At 72.0% G+C, this 17,467-nt stretch carries 14 protein-coding genes; 8 read left to right on the forward strand and 6 right to left on the reverse strand.

Going from position 1 to position 17,467, the window contains the following annotated elements:
* Positions 1 to 15: 15 nt before the first annotated feature.
* From ACIQPQ_RS29735 to ACIQPQ_RS29745, 3 genes are read left to right on the forward strand one after another with little or no spacing between them, the layout of a single operon-like run.
* Positions 16 to 477, forward strand: coding sequence for a helix-turn-helix transcriptional regulator (locus tag ACIQPQ_RS29735; protein WP_401309736.1), 462 nt, complete (start codon positions 16 to 18; stop codon positions 475 to 477).
* A 5-nt stretch (positions 478 to 482) separates the two neighbouring features.
* Positions 483 to 893, forward strand: a complete 411-nt coding sequence (locus tag ACIQPQ_RS29740; RefSeq protein ID WP_383772388.1) for a VOC family protein — start codon at positions 483 to 485, stop codon at positions 891 to 893.
* Between the two features lie 35 nt (positions 894 to 928).
* Positions 929 to 3,319, forward strand: coding sequence for an ATP-binding cassette domain-containing protein (locus ACIQPQ_RS29745; protein WP_401309739.1), 2,391 nt, complete (start codon positions 929 to 931; stop codon positions 3,317 to 3,319).
* A gap of 78 nt (positions 3,320 to 3,397) precedes the next feature.
* Here ACIQPQ_RS29745 and ACIQPQ_RS29750 read toward each other — a convergent pair whose 3' ends face one another.
* From ACIQPQ_RS29750 to ACIQPQ_RS29770, 5 genes are all read right to left on the reverse strand, one after another.
* Positions 3,398 to 4,408, reverse strand: coding sequence for a TerC family protein (locus ACIQPQ_RS29750; protein WP_401309742.1), 1,011 nt, complete (start codon positions 4,406 to 4,408; stop codon positions 3,398 to 3,400).
* 307 nt (positions 4,409 to 4,715) lie between these two features.
* The gene (locus ACIQPQ_RS29755) at positions 4,716 to 6,794 is read right to left on the reverse strand and encodes a TerD family protein (protein ID WP_401309745.1); all 2,079 of its coding nucleotides are present in this window, start codon (positions 6,792 to 6,794) and stop codon (positions 4,716 to 4,718) included.
* A 190-nt stretch (positions 6,795 to 6,984) separates the two neighbouring features.
* Positions 6,985 to 7,563: a TerD family protein gene (locus ACIQPQ_RS29760; protein ID WP_383772396.1), complete on the reverse strand. Its 579-nt coding sequence runs from the start codon at positions 7,561 to 7,563 to the stop codon at positions 6,985 to 6,987.
* Between the two features lie 153 nt (positions 7,564 to 7,716).
* Positions 7,717 to 9,873, reverse strand: a complete 2,157-nt coding sequence (gene uvrB / locus ACIQPQ_RS29765) for an excinuclease ABC subunit UvrB (protein WP_401309748.1) — start codon at positions 9,871 to 9,873, stop codon at positions 7,717 to 7,719.
* Between the two features lie 62 nt (positions 9,874 to 9,935).
* Complete coding sequence (locus ACIQPQ_RS29770; RefSeq protein WP_401309751.1) at positions 9,936 to 10,844, reverse strand: MHYT domain-containing protein; 909 nt, start codon at positions 10,842 to 10,844, stop codon at positions 9,936 to 9,938.
* Between the two features lie 290 nt (positions 10,845 to 11,134).
* Between ACIQPQ_RS29770 and ACIQPQ_RS29775 the strand changes: the two genes are divergently transcribed.
* From ACIQPQ_RS29775 to ACIQPQ_RS29790, 4 genes are all read left to right on the forward strand, one after another.
* Complete coding sequence (locus ACIQPQ_RS29775; RefSeq protein ID WP_401309754.1) at positions 11,135 to 11,689, forward strand: methylated-DNA--[protein]-cysteine S-methyltransferase; 555 nt, start codon at positions 11,135 to 11,137, stop codon at positions 11,687 to 11,689.
* A 167-nt stretch (positions 11,690 to 11,856) separates the two neighbouring features.
* Positions 11,857 to 13,185 carry an MFS transporter gene (locus ACIQPQ_RS29780; protein ID WP_401309757.1) on the forward strand — a complete coding sequence of 443 codons (1,329 nt, stop codon included), beginning with the start codon at positions 11,857 to 11,859 and terminating at the stop codon, positions 13,183 to 13,185.
* Positions 13,186 to 13,278: 93 nt separating this feature from the next.
* A complete protein-coding gene (locus ACIQPQ_RS29785) occupies positions 13,279 to 14,196 on the forward strand; it encodes a pseudouridine-5'-phosphate glycosidase (protein ID WP_401309759.1) in 918 nt (305 codons plus the stop codon).
* The gene (locus tag ACIQPQ_RS29790; RefSeq protein ID WP_401309762.1) at positions 14,193 to 15,152 is read left to right on the forward strand and encodes a carbohydrate kinase family protein; all 960 of its coding nucleotides are present in this window, start codon (positions 14,193 to 14,195) and stop codon (positions 15,150 to 15,152) included. The genes ACIQPQ_RS29785 and ACIQPQ_RS29790 overlap by 4 nt, the downstream gene beginning before the upstream one ends.
* A gap of 60 nt (positions 15,153 to 15,212) precedes the next feature.
* Here ACIQPQ_RS29790 and ACIQPQ_RS29795 read toward each other — a convergent pair whose 3' ends face one another.
* Positions 15,213 to 16,007 (reverse strand): methyltransferase, encoded by a 795-nt coding sequence (locus ACIQPQ_RS29795; protein WP_401309765.1) that lies wholly within the window; start codon positions 16,005 to 16,007, stop codon positions 15,213 to 15,215.
* Positions 16,008 to 16,298: 291 nt separating this feature from the next.
* Here ACIQPQ_RS29795 and ACIQPQ_RS29800 point away from each other — a divergent pair, with 291 nt between their 5' ends.
* Positions 16,299 to 17,426, forward strand: coding sequence for a magnesium and cobalt transport protein CorA (locus ACIQPQ_RS29800; protein ID WP_401309768.1), 1,128 nt, complete (start codon positions 16,299 to 16,301; stop codon positions 17,424 to 17,426).
* Positions 17,427 to 17,467 lie beyond the last annotated feature (41 nt).

A 17,467-nucleotide genomic window follows, 5' to 3' on the forward strand; every position in this document is an offset into this window, starting at 1 on the left:
CGTACGATTTCGGGTGTGACCAGCAGACCGGTAGGCGCGCAGCAGGTGCGTGACCTCGTCCTGCTGCGGCGTGTACGCGACAGGATCGACCGGGAGTACGCGCAGCCGCTGGACGTGGAGGCGCTCGCGCGCGGGGTGCACATGTCGGCGGGGCACCTCAGCCGCGCGTTCCGGCGGGCGTACGGCGAGTCGCCGTACTCCTACCTGATGACGCGGCGCATCGAGCGGGCGATGGCGCTGCTGCGGCGGGGCGATCTGAGCGTCACCGAGGTGTGCTTCGCCGTCGGGTGCTCCTCGCTGGGCACCTTCAGCACCCGCTTCACCGAACTGGTGGGCGTGCCGCCGAGCGTCTACCGGCAGGAGGCCGCGGAGACGACGGCCCGGACCACCGCGGGCATCCCGTCGTGCGTGGCGAAGCAGGTGACCCGACCGGTCAGGAATCGAGAAGCACCCCCCGGCGGGCCGCCCCTAGCGTGACGTCCATGGACATCAGCATTCACGCCAGCTTCCTCCCGCAGGACGACCCCGAGGCCGCCCTCTCCTTCTACCGCGACACCCTCGGCTTCGAGGTCCGCAACGACGTCGGCTACCAGGGCCTGCGCTGGATCACCGTCGGCCCGGTCGGCCAGCCCGGCACGTCGATCGTGCTGCACCCGCCGGGCGTCGACCCCGGCATCACCGAGGACGAGCGCCGCACCATCGTCGAGATGATGGCCAAAGGCACCTACGGCAGTCTCCTGCTGGCCAGCGCCGACGTGGACGGCACCTTCGAGCGGGTGGCGGGCGCCGGTGCGGAAGTCGTCCAGGAACCCACCGACCAGCCGTACGGTGTACGCGACTGCGCCTTCCGTGACCCCGCGGGCAATCTGCTCCGCATCCAGGAGAAGCGCTGACCCCGGTACTCGCGATCTCGAACGATGGAGACACGATGAGCACGACCAGGAGGACGGCCGCGCCGTCGCCCGCTCCGCACGTCGCCGACAGCCATGACCTGATCCGCGTGCACGGGGCGCGCGAGAACAACCTCAAGGACGTCAGCATCGGGATCCCGAAGCGCCGCCTGACGGTGTTCACCGGGGTCTCGGGGTCGGGCAAGAGCTCGCTGGTGTTCGACACGATCGCCGCCGAGTCCCAGCGGCTGATCAACGAGACGTACAGCGCGTTCGTCCAGGGCTTCATGCCGACGCTGGCCCGGCCTGAGGTCGACGTCCTCGACGGGCTGACCACGGCGATCATCGTGGACCAGCAGCGCATGGGCGCCGACCCCCGGTCCACGGTCGGCACCGCCACCGACGCCAACGCGATGCTGCGCATCCTCTTCAGCCGTCTCGGCGACCCGCACATCGGCCCGCCGAGCGCGTACGCCTTCAACGTGCCCTCGGTGCGGGCGAGCGGCGCGATCACCGTCGAGCGCGGCGCGAAGAAGGCCGTGAAGGCCACCTTCAACCGCACCGGCGGCATGTGCCCGCGCTGCGAGGGCCGCGGCTCGGTCTCCGACATCGACCTCACCCAGCTGTACGACGACTCGAAGTCCCTCTCCGAGGGCGCGTTCACCATTCCGGGCTGGAAGTCGGACAGTTTCTGGACCGTGCGGGTCTACGCCGAGTCGGGCTTCGTCGACCCCGACAAGCCGATCCGGAAGTACACCAAGAAGGAGATGCAGGACTTCCTCTACCGCGAGGCGACGAAGGTGAAGGTCGACGGCGTCAACCTCACCTACGAGGGGCTGATCCCGAAGATCCAGAAGTCGTTCCTGTCGAAGGACAAGGAAGCGATGCAGCCGCACATCCGGGCCTTCGTGGAGCGTGCGGTCACCTTCACCACCTGCCCCGAGTGCGAGGGCACGCGGCTCAGCGAGGGTGCGCGGTCGTCGAGGATCGGGAAGGTGAGCATCGCCGACGCCTGCGCCATGGAGATCCGCGACCTGGCGGAATGGGTGCGCGCACTGGACGAGCCGTCGGTGGCTCCCCTGTTGAAGGCGCTCGGCGAGACCCTGGACTCGTTCGTGGAGATCGGGCTCGGCTATCTGTCGCTGGACCGGCCGTCGGGCACGCTGTCGGGCGGTGAGGCGCAGCGCGTGAAGATGATCCGCCACCTGGGCTCCTCGCTCACCGACACGACGTACGTCTTCGACGAGCCGACCATCGGGCTGCACCCGCACGACATCCAGCGGATGAACGACCTGCTGCTGCGGCTGCGCGACAAGGGCAACACGGTGCTGGTCGTGGAGCACAAGCCGGAGACGATCGCGATCGCCGACCACATCGTGGACCTCGGTCCCGGTGCCGGTACGGGCGGCGGCCGTGTCTGTTTCGAGGGCACCGTGGACGGGCTGCGGAAGGCGGGGACCGTCACGGGACGGCACTTCGACGACCGGGCGCGGCTGAAGGAGTCGGTGCGCGAGCCGAAGGGCGCCCTGGAGATCCGCGGTGCCGCCACCCACAACCTGCGCGACGTCGACGTCGATGTTCCGCTCGCGGTGCTGTGCGTGGTCACCGGGGTCGCCGGGTCGGGCAAGAGTTCGCTCGTGCACGGGTCGGTCCCGGCCGGGGAGAACGTGGTGTCGGTCGACCAGAGCGCGATCCGCGGCTCCCGGCGGAGCAATCCGGCGACGTACACCGGGCTGCTGGACCCGATCCGCAAGGCCTTCGCCACCGCCAACGGGGTGAAGCCCGCCCTGTTCAGCGCCAACTCGGAGGGCGCCTGCCCCACCTGCAACGGCGCCGGGGTGATCTTCACCGACTTGGGGATGATGGCTGGGGTCAGCGCCACCTGCGAGGACTGCGAGGGGAAGCGGTTCCAGGCGTCGGTGCTGGAGTACCGGCTCGGCGGCCGGGACATCAGCGAGGTGCTCGCGATGTCGGTGACCGAGGCCGAGGCGTTCTTCGGCGAGGGCGAGGCCCGTACACCAGCCGCGCACCGCGTGCTGGGCCGCCTCGTGGACGTCGGGCTCGGCTATCTCAGTCTGGGGCAGCCGCTGACCACGCTGTCCGGCGGTGAGCGGCAGCGGCTGAAGCTGGCGACGCACATGGCGGAGAAGGGCGGTGTCTACGTCCTCGACGAGCCGACCGCGGGTCTGCATCTCGCGGACGTGGAGCAGTTACTGGGGCTGCTGGACCGGCTGGTCGACTCGGGGAAGTCGGTGATCGTCGTGGAGCATCACCAGGCGGTGATGGCGCACGCCGACTGGATCATCGACCTGGGGCCCGGCGCCGGACACGACGGCGGCCGCATCGTCTTCGAGGGCACGCCCGCCGACCTGGTCGCCGACCGTTCCACCCTGACCGGGGAGCACCTGGCCCGGTACGTCGGCGCCTGACGGGGAGCGCCGCAGACGGTCACGGGCCTGTGGGGGACGAGGTGTCTCGTCCCCCACAGGCCCGTTCGCGTCGGAGCGTCAGACGTCGACGCTGTTCTTCGAGGCGTCGCCGCCTCCGGACCGCTCGGCCTCGATGCGCTCTGCCTCGGCCTTCTTCTTGGAGGCCCGGAGGCTGGTGATCGTGGTGACGATCAGGACGGAGCAGATCACGCCCAGCGAGACCGGGATGCTGATCTCCGGGACATGGACCCCGGACTCGTGCAGCGCGTGGAGGACCAGCTTGACTCCGATGAAGCCCAGGATGATCGACAGGCCGTAGCTCAGGTGGACCAGCTTCCTCAGCAGGCCGCCGATGAGGAAGTACAGCTGGCGCAGACCCATCAGCGCGAACGCGTTGGCCGTGAACACGATGTACGGGTCCTGGGTCAGGCCGAAGATCGCGGGGATGGAGTCGAGGGCGAACAGCACGTCGGTGGTGCCGATGGCGAGCATCACGACCAGCATCGGGGTCATGACCCGCTTGCCGTTCTCCTCGATCCACAGCTTGGTGCCGTGGTAGCGGTCGGCCACGCCGAAGCGGCGCTCGGCCGCCTTGAGGAGCTTGTTCTCCTCGAACTCCTCGTCCTCCTCGTCGGCGCGGGCCTCCTGGATGAGCTTCCAGGCGGTCCAGATGAGGAAGGCGCCGAACAGGTAGAACACCCAGGAGAAGCTGGCGAGGATCGCGGCGCCCGCCGCGATGAAGATCGCCCGCAGCACCAGGGCGACGAGCACACCGATGAGCAGGACCCGCTGCTGGTACTGCGACGGGACGGCGAACTTCGCCATGATCAGGACGAAGACGAAGAGGTTGTCGACGCTGAGCGACTTCTCGGTGATGTAGCCCGCGAAGAACTCGCCCGCCGGCTGTCCGCCGCTGAAGAGCAGCAGGCCGATCCCGAACAGGGCGGCGAGGACGATCCAGACGATCGTCCAGATCCCGGCTTCCTTGATGGACACGTCGTGCGGCTTGCGGCCGATGAAGAAGTCGACCGCGATGAGGGCGGCAAGGCCCACGATCGTCAGGACCCACAGGGTCACGGAAACATCCACTGCGCCTCCGGCAGTACGTAACGGCAGGGTACTCAGCGTCGTCGCGCTGCCGGAGGTCTCTTCCACCCCGGGCCCTGCGCGCAACACACGCGTGGGGCCACACGGGCCGACGCCCCGGGATCAGGCCTGATCCGTATTGACGGGTACGCCGCAGCAGACAGGGAGTACTCCCCTCCGTAGGAAAAACAGTACCCCAATCACCAAGAGAAGGTAAAGTGATTGCCAAAAGAAAGATCAAATATGCAGGTCAGAGGCCATGCGTAGATACGTGGTCAGGCCACGGAGAGGGGGGCCGGGCGGGGCCGGGTCACCATGAACGGCGGGCTGCGGCTACCTGGGCGAGGACCTGCTGGATGACCTGGCTGCCGGGCGGGACGGGGGTCGGCTCGTACGTCCAGGCGTGCCCGACCCAGGGGTCGGCGAGGTGGTCGTCGGGTGCCGGGGTGAGCCGCATCAGCCCGCGCCAGAGCGGGTCCAGCAACGGACCGTAACCGGAGGCGTCCTCGCGGTCCGCGACCATCATCAGGTGGACCCCCACCGCCGGGCCCTCGTCGGCCAGGTAGCGCAGCTGGGTCACCGCCCGGTCGTCGAAGCCGTGCGGGAAGTCGTTGACCACCAGGAGCTGCTGGGCGGTGTCGAATCCCGGGGGCAGCGAGTCTGCGGCTCCGGCGCGCACCGCCATCTGGACGAGGTCCACGCGCTCGGTGAGCCGACGCAGCACCTCCGCCACTCCGGCGGCGCCCGCGGCGGGCGGTGCGGCGAGCACACCGCTGTGCACCAGCGGGGCGAGGGCCTGGGCGCCGGACCCGGCGGGGTCGACGACATGGACGGTGAACTCGCCCGCCGGATGCACGGCCAGCAGGCGGGCCGTGTGCGCGACCGCCGCGTCCAGGGCGAGGCGGCGCAGTTCGTGGGAGTCGAGGAAGGAACCGTCGGACGACCCGCTGCGGCCGCTGTCGATCCACAGGCCGCGCTCCAGCGGCAGGCGCATCAGCATGGGGATGCGCAGCCGGTCGCTCTCGGGCAGGTGGAGTTCGCCGAGGCGCACGGCCATGGGCATCTCCATGGGGACGCGGTAGGCCTGCCAGACCGGGTTGTCCCAGCGGGCGTAGGCCGGGGGCAGCGCGGGCTCGACGACCTCGGCCTCGGCGACGAGCTGGACGAGGTCACGGTCCAGGACCTGACGGGCCTGGTCGACGAGCGCGCTGTGCTTGCCACGGGCCGCCTCGCGCGCGGCGTCCGCCTGGCCGCCGATCCGGCTGCGCGGGTCGGACAGGACGGAGTCGAGTTCCTTCTCCATCCGGGTGTCCGCGAAGTCGACGGCGCTGCGGTACGCGGCCGTGGTACGCGCCAGGTCCTCGAACATGCCCCAGACCTGGTTGTACAGCCGCTCCTCCATCGACCAGCCGGTGGCGTCGCCCGCGACCGGGCGGGCGGGCTGACCGGGCTCGGTCGGCGGGGCGGTGGGCGGAGGCGGCGGAGGGGTGGCCCGGCGCCGCGGATGGCTGTAGTCGACGGGCCCACCGCCGGGGGCCGACGCGACCGGGGTGCCTGGCTGGGTGGTGCCCGTGTCGCCCGCACCGGAGCCGGTCGGGAACCCCGCCACGGGCTCAGGGGCCGGTTGCGGGGTGGGGGCCGCGGCCCCATGGGTGCCGTGGACCTGGGCGCCGGGCCCCTGGGCGGTGTGGCCGCCCTGCGTTCCCGCGTACGGGTGCGGGGCGCCCTGGGTGCCGTACGGGGAGGCGTTCTGGTCGGGAGCGGCGGCGGAGCCTGCCGTCTGGCGGGAACGGTCGCCGTCGGCCGCGCGGGGCGGCGGGGCGGGCAGGGAGCGGGCGAGGCTTTCGGCCACGGCCGACTGGACGGTGGCCGCGAGCGGCTGGGCCTCGGGCAGGCCTTGGTCGGCCAGGAGGTCGGCGAGACCGCCCGCGTAGCCCTGGCCGACGGCGCGGACCTTCCAGGCGCCCTGGCGCCGGTACAGCTCCAGGGCGACCACCGCCGATTCGGCAGCCAGGTCGGTGATCGTGTAGCTGACGAGTTCGGTGCCGTCGAGGCCGGTGACCGCGACGAAGGGGGCCGCGAGGGACGCGAAACTGACGGGGCCGCCCGCGCGGACGGGCAGGGCAAGCAGGACGCTGACCCGGTGCACGGTGTCCGCCACCGCGCCGAGGTCCACCGCGAGGCGGTGGTCGGCGGCGGCCTGCCGGGAGACCTCCAGGCCGGGCTGGACGGGCGCGCCCGGGTGGGCGACCCATTCGACGCCGTTGATCCTGCCGTTCTCGTCGCTCAGGGTGGCCGCGGCCACGACCGGCGTGCCGGCCGAGATCCTGATCTCCAGGCGCACCTCGGAAAGCGGGTGGTTCTGCCCCCGCACCAGCTCGGCCGTCATCGCCGTTCGTCCCCCTGTGTCGCGTGTCGTGTTCTGGTGGGCCGACCGGTCGGTGTCCGGTCGGCCCGTCCCCGCCTGCCGGGCCAGGGCCTTTCTTTCGGATCCGGTCCGCCGCGAGATGCGGTGCCGTTTGGCCGGAACCCGCGACGGACGGCAGGATCCGGAAGAGAGGTCCTGGGCCGTGTACGCCCTAGAGCGCCGGCAGGATCGCGGGCATCAGGTCCTGGAAGGTGCGGCCGTTGGCCGGGGTGCCGAGGGCCGTCATGTTCCAGCCCGCGCCGACGCGGTGCACCTTGGCCATGATCTGCGCGGTGTAGGCGCCGCCACCGGCCAGCGTGTAGCGGGCCAGCTCCTGGCCGTTGGTCTCGTCGACCAGGCGGCAGAACGCGTTCTGCACCTCCTGGAAGCTCTGGCCGGTGAAGGAGTTGACGGTGAAGACGATCTGGTCGATGTGGACCGGCACCCGCGACAGGTCGACGAGGATGGCCTCGTCGTCGCCGCCCTGGCCGACACCGCCGACGAGGTTGTCGCCCGTGTGCCGGACGGAGCCGTCGTCGCTCACCAGGTGGCGGAAGAAGACGACGTCGACCGGCTGCTTGTCGGCGAACAGGACGGCGGAGGCGTCGAGGTCGATCTCGCGGGTGCGGGAGCCGAACAGGCCGCGCCGGGGGGCCGCCTGCCAGCCGAGACCCATGCGCACCGCGGTCAGGCTGCCTCCGTCGTTCTTCTGCAGACTGATGGCCTGACCCTTGGTCATGTTGACGGTCACGCGCTGATTCCCCTCTCGGACTGTCCCCTGTTGCCGCGGTCCCCGCGGTTGTCGAAAACCCTACGCAAGGGCACTGACAGTGCCCCACCTCGGACCGGACTTTGTGTCGTTCTTGCAACACAGTGCGTACGGTGGCCGGGTGGGGCGGGTCCGTCAGGCCAGACCGGCCTCCTTCATCTGGCGGAGTTCCTTCTTCATCTCGGAGACCTCGTCGCGGATCCGGGCCGCGACCTCGAACTGGAGGTCGGCGGCGGCGGCGCGCATCCGCTGGGTCATCTCCTCGATCTGTTCGGCCAGCTCGGCCGCGGGACGGTCCGTGGGCACCGTCTCCTTGGCCTTCCCCCGGGCGGACTTGGCGCCCTGGGCCCCCTTGGCGCCCTTGAGCGCCTTGTCGCCGAGGGAGGGCACGGGTGCCTTGGTGCCGCGGCCGTCCTTCTTGGCGCGGTAGCCGGTGCCGAGAAGCTGCTCGGTGTCGACCTCCTCGCGCGCGATCTGCGCCACGATGTCGTTGATCTTCTTGCGCAGCGGCTGGGGGTCGATGCCTCGGGCGGTGTTGTAGGCGATCTGCTTCTCGCGGCGGCGGTTGGTCTCCTCGATCGCGCGCTCCATCGCCGGTGTGATCTTGTCGGCGTACATGTGGACCTGTCCGGAGACGTTGCGCGCGGCGCGGCCGATGGTCTGGATGAGGGAGGTCCCGGAGCGCAGGAAGCCCTCCTTGTCGGCGTCGAGGATGGCGACCAGGGACACCTCGGGCAGGTCGAGGCCCTCCCGGAGGAGGTTGATGCCGACCAGGACGTCGAACTCCCCGGCGCGCAGTTCGCGCAGCAGCTCGATCCGGCGGAGGGTGTCGACGTCGCTGTGCAGATAGCGGACCTGGATGCCGAGTTCGAGGAAGTAGTCGGTGAGGTCCTCGGCCATCTTCTTGGTGAGGGTGGTGACCAGGACGCGCTCGTCCTTCTCGGTGCGGGCGCGGATCTCGTGCACCAGGTCGTCGATCTGGCCCTCGGTGGGCTTGACGACGACCTCGGGGTCGATGAGGCCGGTGGGGCGGATGATCTGCTCGACGACGCCGTCCGCGCGCGACAGCTCGTACTTGCCGGGGGTGGCCGACAGGTAGACGGTCTGTCCGATGCGCTCCTGGAACTCCTCCCACTTGAGGGGACGGTTGTCCAGGGCGGAGGGCAGGCGGAAGCCGTGGTCGACGAGGGTGCGCTTGCGGGAGGCGTCGCCCTCATACATGGCGCCGATCTGCGGGACGGTGTTGTGCGACTCGTCGATGACGAGCAGGAAGTCGTCCGGGAAGTAGTCGAGGAGCGTGTTCGGCGGGGAGCCGGGGCTGCGGCCGTCGAAGTGCATCGAGTAGTTCTCCACGCCGGAGCAGGAGCCGATCTGGCGGAGCATCTCGATGTCGTAGGTGGTGCGCATGCGCAGCCGCTGGGCCTCCAGGAGCTTGCCCTGCTTCTCCAGGTCGGCGAGGCGCTCGCCCAGTTCCTTCTCGATGTCGTTGACGGCGCGCTCAAGGCGCTCGGGACCGGCGACGTAGTGGGAGGCCGGGAAGACGTAGAGGTGGTCGTCGTCGCTGATGATCTCGCCGGTGAGCGGGTGCAGCGTGGACAGGGCCTCGATCTCGTCGCCGAACATCTCGATACGGACGGCCAGCTCCTCGTAGACCGGGAAGATCTCGATGGTGTCGCCGCGGACGCGGAAGGTGCCGCGGGTGAAGGCCATGTCGTTGCGCGTGTACTGAATGTCGACGAAGCGGCGCAGCAGCTGGTCGCGGTCGATCTCCTCGCCGACCTTGAGCGGGACCATGCGGTCCACGTACTCCTGGGGGGTGCCGAGGCCGTAGATGCAGGACACCGAGGCGACCACGACGACGTCGCGGCGGGTCAGAAGGGAGTTGGTCGCGGAGTGACGCAGCCGCTCCACCTCCTCGTTGATCGAGGAGTCCTTCTCGATGTAGGTGTCCGACTGCGGGACGTAGGCCTCGGGCTGGTAGTAGTCGTAGTACGAGACGAAGTACTCGACGGCGTTGTTCGGGAGGAGCTCCCGGAACTCGTTCGCCAGCTGGGCGGCCAGCGTCTTGTTCGGCGCCATCACGAGGGTGGGGCGCTGGAGCTTCTCGATCATCCACGCGGTGGTGGCGGACTTTCCGGTGCCGGTCGCGCCCAGGAGGACGACGTCCTTCTCGCCGGCCCCGACGCGCCTGGCCAGGTCGGCGATGGCCGCCGGCTGGTCGCCGCTGGGCTGGTAGGGGCTGACGACCTCGAAAGGCGCCACCGTGCGTTCGATGTGGGAAACGGGCCGCATGTCCCCCACGGTACGACCCGCCACTGACAACGGGAGCCGTTCGGCGGGTCCGGTGGCTCTGATCAGCGGTTCTGCGGAGTCCTGGCCGCGGGCTGAGCCGCCGTGCCGGGGCGGGTGCGCAGTCGCGCGCCGCCGCCGGGACCGTGCGGGTGACCGTCCGTGTCGCGGAGATGCCCGTGGGTGCGGTGGGGGGCCGGGACGCCGGGTCGGGGAGGGGCGGGGACGCGGTACGGGTCGCCGGTGACCAGGAGCGGTTCGTGGACCACGACGGCCGCGGCGAGGGCCAGGAAGACCAGCGGGCCGATCAGCATGGGCACCAGCAGGCCGGACTCCGGCGCGTCGACGGCGGTCGCGGCGGGGGCCGCGAGATGGGTGTGGACGCTGAGGGCGGCCATGCCCGTGTAGTGCATGCCGGTCACGGCCACGCCCATGACGAGTGCCGCGCCGACGCTCCACCGGAGGCCGCGGACCCGGCCCGCGGCCCACAGGGCGGCCGTGGCGGCGGTCATCGCTATGGCCACGGAGAGGGCCACGGTGAGCGTGTTGTAGGTGAACGTGGCGTCGAGGCGCATCCCGGCCATGCCGAGGTAGTGCATGGACGCGATGCCCAGCCCGGTGATCGTGCCTCCGGTGAACAGGGCGGTGCCGGTCGCGCCCCGGTAGCCGACGATGAAGATCCCGACGCCCACCATGACGACGGCGACGCCGAGGCCGGAGTACGTCAGGGGGCGGTCGTAGCTGATCGGGGCGCCCGCGACGGAGAAGCCGGTCATGGCGATGAAGTGCATGCTCCAGATGCCCGACCCGATCGCCGCCGAACCCAGGGCGAGCCACGCGGGGCGCCACGCGCGCGCGACGAGCGCGGATCTGGCCGTGCAGCGCAGGCCGAGGGCGCCGCCGAGGCAGGCCATGAGGTAGGCCACCAACGGGGTGACCAGTCCGTAGCCGAATCCGTCGACCGTGCCGTGCATGCGCGGTGCCCTTCCGCCCTGGTGCTGGAGTTCCTGAAGCGCGCCCCCGTGTCAGGACCGCGCGTGCGGTCGGAATCTGACGTTCAGAAGTATGACGCCCGCCGGATGGGGTCGAACGGCCTTCCGGCAAAGAAGCACGGGCTCGCCCCACATGTGCGGCTCGCGTGAGCAGCCTCGCGCGCGGCGGCTGGACGCTGGGGGCGCTGCGCCGGTTCGGCACCCTCGCTGACGAGCCTCGCGCGCGACGGCGGGGCGGAGGCGGTGTCAGTGGCGGGCCGTACGGTGGGCGCATGGACAGTCATGGGCGGGACGGACGGCGTGTCGTGTGGGCGGTCGTCGGGACCGGCATCGGTCCGCTGCTGCTGGCCGCGACGGGGGACGGTCTGGTGAACGTGGTGTTCCACGCGACGGACGCGGTGCGGGACAAGGCGCTCGCGCGGCTCGCCGAGCGGTTGGGCTCCGAGCCGGTCGAGTCGCCCGGTTCGCCCCTGCTCGCCGAGGCGATACGCCAGGTCGAGGCCTACTTCGCCGGTGAGCGGCGGGTCTTCGAGCTGCCGCTCGACTGGTCGCTGATCTCGGGCTTCAACCGTGAGGTCCTGCGGGAACTGGCCGCCGGGGTGCCGTTCGGGGCGGTGGTCGGTTACGGCGATCTGGCCCGGCGGGTGGGCCAGCCGAGGGCGGCGCAGGCCGTGGGCGTGGCAATGGGCTCGAACCCGCTGCCGATCGTCGTTCCCTGTCACCGCGTCGTGGAGAGCGACGGCGGGATCGGCGGCTTCGGAGGCGGCCTGGAGACCAAGCGGCATCTGCTCGCCCTGGAGGGCGTGCTGCCCGAGCCGCTGTTCTGAACCTGGCCCCGCCCGGTCGTGGCCGGGCCGCCGAGTCCGGGCAACACTTCCGGGCGGCGCTTCCGGGGAACACGCGGCCCGCGCGCGTGACAGATCGCGGTATGCGCGGGTCAGATCACAGCGGCCGGGATCTGGGCAGGCGGGGCGGGAGCGGCGAGACTGCGCCGATGACCAGCGACCCTCCGTCCCCGCCCGAGGACGCCCGCTCCGCCCGCGTCGCGCGCGCCGCCCTCGTCCCCGTCCCGGCCCAGACGCTCGCGGCGCTGCGGCGGCGTACGACCGCGGTGCTCGTCGTGAGCCAGATCCTGGGCGGGCTGGGCGTGACGATCGGGAATACGGTCGGCACCGTACTGGCCCGGCGGGTGGGCGGGTCCGATGCGCTGGCCGGGCTGGCTCCCACCGCCACGGTCGCCGGTACGGCCCTGCTGTCGCTGCCCATGGCGGCGCTGACGGGGGCGCGCGGGCGACGGCCGGGGCTGGTGCTCGGCTATCTCGTGGGCGGTCTGGGGGCGCTCGTCGTGGTGGCGGCGGCGCGCGCCGGGAACTTCCCGCTGCTGCTGTGCGGCATGGCCGCGTTCGGCGGGGCCTCGTCGGCGAACCTCCAGGCGCGCTTCGCGGCGGCCGACCTGGCCGAGCCTCGGCAGCGGGCGCGCGCCATCTCCCACGTGGTGTGGGCCACCACCGTGGGCGCGGTGGTGGGGCCGAACATCGCCGCGCCCGCCGGGCGCAGTGTCGCGGGCGTGGGGACGCCCGAGGAGGCGGGCCCGTTCCTGTGGGCCGCCGTGACGTTCCTCCTCTGCGCGGGGGTGGTCGGCGTCCTGCTGCGGCCGGACCCGCTGCTGACGGCGCGGGCGTACGCCCCGCCGGAGGAGGTGTCCGCGGGGACGCGCTCACTGCGCGCGGGCGTGGCGGCGGCGGCCGCCTCGCCACGCGCGCGTCTCGCGCTCGTGACGGTGACCGTGTCGCACACGGCGATGGTCTCGGTCATGGCGATGACGCCCGTCGACCTCGCCCACCACGGAGCGGGCATCGAGCTGATCGGCCTGGTGATCAGCGGGCACATCGCGGGCATGTACGCGTTCTCGCCGCTGATGGGTCGCCTGGCGGACCGGATGGGGCGGCTGTCGGTGATCGGGCTCGCGGCGGGGCTGCTGGCGGGGGCGCTGTTCCTGGCGGGCACGGCGGGAGGTGACCACCGGCAGACGGCGGCCGGGCTGTTCGTGCTCGGGCTGGGCTGGTCGGCGGGGTTGGTGGCGGGGTCGGCGCTGCTCACGGACTCCGTGCCGACGTCCGCGCGGGCGGCCGCTCAGGGCCTGTCCGATCTGGTCATGAACACCTCGGCGGGAGTCGGCGGGATCGTCGCGGGGCTGGTGGTCGCGCGGGCGGGCTACGGCTGGCTGAACGCGGGCGCGGCCTGTCTGCTGGTGCCGCTGGCCGGGCTGGTCCTGCTCGGCCGGGTGCGCCGGGCCGGAGGCGCCGACCCCGAGACCGGTTGAGCGGGATCAGGGGCGGCTCGGGGACGTCCGGGGTTTGGCGGCACGCCCCGGCCGCCAGGGATGAGGTGAGACGGACGGACAGGAGGCGGGCCCATGGTGCTGGTGGTGTCGGAAGAGGTGCGGGAGGCGGTCGACGCGCGTCGTCCCGTGGTCGCGCTGGAGTCCACGATCATCGCGCACGGGCTGCCCCGCCCGCGCAACCTCCAGGTGGCGCGGGAGCTGGAGGCGGCGGTGCGCGCGGAGGGTGCCGTACCGGCGACGATCGCCGTCCTGGACGGGCGGCCCCACGTCGGCCTCGACAAGGAGCAGGTGGAGCGGGTCGCCAACGAGGACGGCATCCGCAAGCTGGGCCACCGCGATCTGCCCCTGGCGCTGGCCTCGGGGGCGAGCGGGGCGACCACGGTGTCCGCGACGGCGCTGCTGGCGGCCCTGGCCGGGGTGCGGGTGTTCGCGACGGGTGGGCTCGGCGGGGTGCACCGGGAGTGGACGCTCACGCAGGACGAGTCGGCCGACCTGGGGCTGCTGGCGCGGACGAGGATCACCGTGGTGTGCGCGGGAGTGAAGTCGATCCTGGACGTACCGGCGACGCTGCAACGGCTGGAGACGCTGGGGGTCGCCGTGGCCGGGTACGGCACCGACCGCTTCCCCGGCTTCTACCTCTCGGACTCGGGGCACCCGGTGGACTGGACGGTGGAGAGCCCGCGGCAGGTGGCGGACGTGATGCGGTCCCAGGACGCGCTCGGGGCGCTGGGGGCGCCCGAGTCGGCGCTGATCGTCGCGAATCCGGTGCCCGAGGAGGATCAGTTGAGTCCCGCGCTCCACGCGCGCGTGCTCGATCAGGCGCTGCGCGCGTGCACGGAGCAGGGGGTGACGGGGCAGGCGGTGACGCCTTTCCTGCTCGACCAGTTGGTCCGGCAGACCGACGGGGCCTCGCTCGCGGCGAATCTGGCGGCGGTGCGCGGCAACGTACGGCTGGCGGCGCGGATCGCGGCGGCCTGGGCGGAGGGATGACCCGCACGGCCGACGCCGCCGGGGGCGCGGACGGGGCGCTGCTGGTCGTAGGGGACGTGGTGACGGACGTGGTCGCGCGGCACCGGGGGGCGCTGGCCTCGGGCACGGACACGTCCGCCGCGATCCGGACGCTGCCGGGCGGCGCGGGTGCCAACGTGGCGTGCTGGGCGGCGTACCGGGGCTGCGCGGATGTACGGCTGCTGGGGCGGGTGGGGGCCGACGGGGTGGCCTGGCACGAACGGGAACTGGTCGCCTCCGGGGTGCGGCCCCTGCTCGTGGTGGACGCCGAGGCGCCGACGGGGACGGTCGTGTGCCTTGTCGACGAGGAAGCGGCGGCGGAGCGCACGTTCCTGACCGACAGTGGCGCGTCCCTGCGGCTCGCGCCGGAGGACTGGTCGGACGGGCTGCTCGACGGTGTGGCCCGGCTGCATCTGTCGGGTTATCTGCTGTTCTCGGCGTCGGGGCGCGCGGTGGTCCGGACGGCGTTGGACGCGGCACGCGCGCGGGGCGTGGCGACGAGTGTGGACCCCGCGTCGGCGGGCTTCCTGGCGGAGTTGGGCGCGGAACGGTTCCTCGACCTGGTCCGCGGGGTCGACGTGCTGCTCCCCAGCCGCGACGAGGCCCGCCTGCTGACCGGCCTGTCGGACGGGGCAGCGGCGGCGGCCGAACTCAGCGGGCGCGTCCCGCTGGTGGTGGCCAAGCAGGGGGCCGACGGCGCCGTCGTGGCCCGGGGCGGTGCGGTGATCGCCCGGGTCCCGGCGGCCCCGGCGACGCCCCGCGACACGACGGGCGCGGGCGACGCGTTCACCGGGGCCTTCCTCGCGGCGCTCCTCGCGGGGGCCGCTTCCGGGGACGCGGCGGCGGACGGGTGCGCGGCGGGCGCGCGGGCGGTGGAGCGGGTCGGCGGGAGACCGCCGCGGGCCGCGCGAGAGCCGCAGGCGGCGCCCGTACGGTGAGGCGCCCGTACGGCGTGACGGGGCGCGGCTGAGGGAACGGGGCGGAAGCGCGGGCGCCGCTCAGACCTTCGTCCCCCACGCGGAGATCATCGGCGCCGTCGCCAGGTCCATGCCACCGGTGGCGACGTGGGCGAGGTGGCGGTCGATCTCCTCGTCGGTGGCGAGCCCTGCGGCCACGAGGTCGGCGCGGATCTGACGGACCGTCGCGGATTCCAGGGCGGCGCAGGCCGGAGAGGTCAGCGGGAAGCGGACGTCGGCCTCGACGTCCCGCAGGCCGGCCTCGCGGAGCAGGCGCGGCAGTCGGCGACCGTAGGAGAGGTCGGCGCCGCGGTCGGCGAGAAGGGCGCGGAACCCGTGCCGCAGCCGGTTTGCCAACCGCTGCTCGGGGCCGTGTTCGTCGGGGCAGACGAGGGGTTGCAGCGCGGGGTCCGCGTCCTCCACGAGAAGCCGTCCGCCGGGCCGCAGGGCCGCGACCATCGACCGCAGGGCGCGGTCCCGTTCGGGGACGTGGACCAGCACCAGCCGGGCATGCACCAGGTCGAAGCCGTCGGACGGCGGGGCGTCGGCGCCGACGTCGTGGACCCGTACGCGAACCGGCGGCCGGGCGATCGCGGTGAGGCGGGAGGTGTCGATGTCGGTGGCGACGACCTCCCCGCTGGGGCCGACCTTCGTCGCGAGCCAGGACACCACCGAAGGGCCGCCCGCGCCGACCTCCCAGCACCGTGTGCCAGGCCCGACGCCGAGGTTTTCGAGGTGCCGGAACGTCGTGGGGTCGAAGAGGGTGGCGAAGGCGTCGAAGCGCTCTCCCGCCTCGCTCCGCCCGTTGTCGAGGAGGTATCCGTCGGGTCGCGTCATGAGGGGATCATCCCAGCGACGCCGGTCGCCGGGACGGGGCGGCGCGGCCTGGTGACAGGGGTGGCGAGGCCGGGTGACGCGGCTGGATATCGACGGCGGAACGGCTGTGAGCGCTGGCGGGACGCGTCGAGTTCAGGGTCGCGGGCAGAGCCGGGAGGAGGTTGTCCACAGGCGGGAACCAAGCGGAACGTGCCTTGTCCACAGGCTGTCCCGCAGTCTGCGCGCCCCTGGCAGACTGGCGTGCCAGGGCGGGGGAACGCGCCACGGAGCGAGCGGCAGGAGGAGGCCCAGATGACCATGACGGGGAATCTGCGGAAGGTCACCGGTCTGAATCCGGTCGGCGGTCTGCGCAGAGTGGCGCGGCTGGCCCGTCGGCGGGCGCGGGTCGACCTGAGCCATCCGGCGCGGTCCCCGCTGGGTTCGTCCGTGGTGAACTGCGTGACCTACCGGGAGGGGGCCCGCGCCCCGGTCGGCGGGGATCTGGTCGCCACCGTGGAGCGGGTCCGCAAGAGCGGCGAGGGCTTCGTCTGGCTGGGTCTGCACGAACCGACGAACGAGGAGTTCGCGGGCATCGCCGAGTTGTTCGACCTGCACCCGCTGGCGGTCGAGGACGCGGTGGAGGCCCATCAGCGCCCGAAGGTGGAGCGGTACGGCGAGACACTGTTCGCGGTGTTCAAAACGGTCTGCTACGTCGATCACGACCAGCTCACCGCGACCAGCGAGGTGGTGAACACCGGGGAGCTGATGGTGTTCGTGGGCCGGGACTTCGTGATCACGGTCCGGCACGGGCGGCACGGCTCGCTGGGCCCGCTGCGGGAGGAGCTGGAGTCGAATCCGGGGCAGCTCGCCAAGGGGCCGTCGGCCGTGCTGCACGCGGTCGCGGACCATGTGGTCGATGACTATCTGCACGTCATCGACGCCGTGCAGGCGGACATCGACCAGGTCGAGACGGACGTCTTCGCGGAGAACGGCGCGCGGGCCGATCCGGGGCGCATCTACCAGCTCAAGCGCGAACTGCTGGAGCTGAAGCGGGCGGTGGTGCCGCTCGGCCGCCCGCTGCTGGATCTCGCGGGCCGGCCGATGGCGGTGATCGACCCGGAGATACAGGCCTACTTCCGGGACGTCTCCGACCACCTGCTGCGGGGCGCGGAACAGATCGCGGCCTTCGACGAACTGCTCAACTCGATCCTCCAGGCCCACCTCGCCCAGGTCACCGTGGCGCAGAACGAGGACATGCGGAAGATCACCGCCTGGGCCGCGATCATCGCCGTCCCGACGATGATCTGCGGCGTCTACGGCATGAACTTCGAGCACATGCCGGAACTGCACTGGAAGTACGGGTATGGCATGGCCATCGGGCTGATAGTCGTCGTCTGCCTGACCCTGCACCGGGGTTTCCGGCGCAACGGCTGGCTCTGAGCGGGACGCCGGGGTTCTGCCCGGGGAACGGGCTCCGGCTT

It is taken from the genome of Streptomyces sp. NPDC091281 (genome assembly GCF_044757425.1).
Taxonomy (GTDB): Bacteria; Actinomycetota; Actinomycetes; order Streptomycetales; family Streptomycetaceae; genus Streptomyces.

Bases quoted from the DNA above. Each gene is read 5' to 3' on its own strand.
- ACIQPQ_RS29740 (WP_383772388.1), top strand. From the start codon at position 483: ATGGACATCAGCATTCACGCCAGCTTCCTCCCGCAGGACGACCCCGAG.
- ACIQPQ_RS29745 (WP_401309739.1), top strand. From the start codon at position 929: ATGAGCACGACCAGGAGGACGGCCGCGCCGTCGCCCGCTCCGCACGTC.
- ACIQPQ_RS29755 (WP_401309745.1), bottom strand. From the start codon at position 6,794: ATGACGGCCGAGCTGGTGCGGGGGCAGAACCACCCGCTTTCCGAGGTG.
- uvrB (WP_401309748.1), bottom strand. From the start codon at position 9,873: ATGCGGCCCGTTTCCCACATCGAACGCACGGTGGCGCCTTTCGAGGTC.
- ACIQPQ_RS29770 (WP_401309751.1), bottom strand. From the start codon at position 10,844: ATGCACGGCACGGTCGACGGATTCGGCTACGGACTGGTCACCCCGTTG.
- ACIQPQ_RS29775 (WP_401309754.1), top strand. From the start codon at position 11,135: ATGGACAGTCATGGGCGGGACGGACGGCGTGTCGTGTGGGCGGTCGTC.
- ACIQPQ_RS29780 (WP_401309757.1), top strand. From the start codon at position 11,857: ATGACCAGCGACCCTCCGTCCCCGCCCGAGGACGCCCGCTCCGCCCGC.
- ACIQPQ_RS29785 (WP_401309759.1), top strand. From the start codon at position 13,279: ATGGTGCTGGTGGTGTCGGAAGAGGTGCGGGAGGCGGTCGACGCGCGT.
- ACIQPQ_RS29790 (WP_401309762.1), top strand. From the start codon at position 14,193: ATGACCCGCACGGCCGACGCCGCCGGGGGCGCGGACGGGGCGCTGCTG.
- ACIQPQ_RS29795 (WP_401309765.1), bottom strand. From the start codon at position 16,007: ATGACGCGACCCGACGGATACCTCCTCGACAACGGGCGGAGCGAGGCG.
- ACIQPQ_RS29800 (WP_401309768.1), top strand. From the start codon at position 16,299: ATGACCATGACGGGGAATCTGCGGAAGGTCACCGGTCTGAATCCGGTC.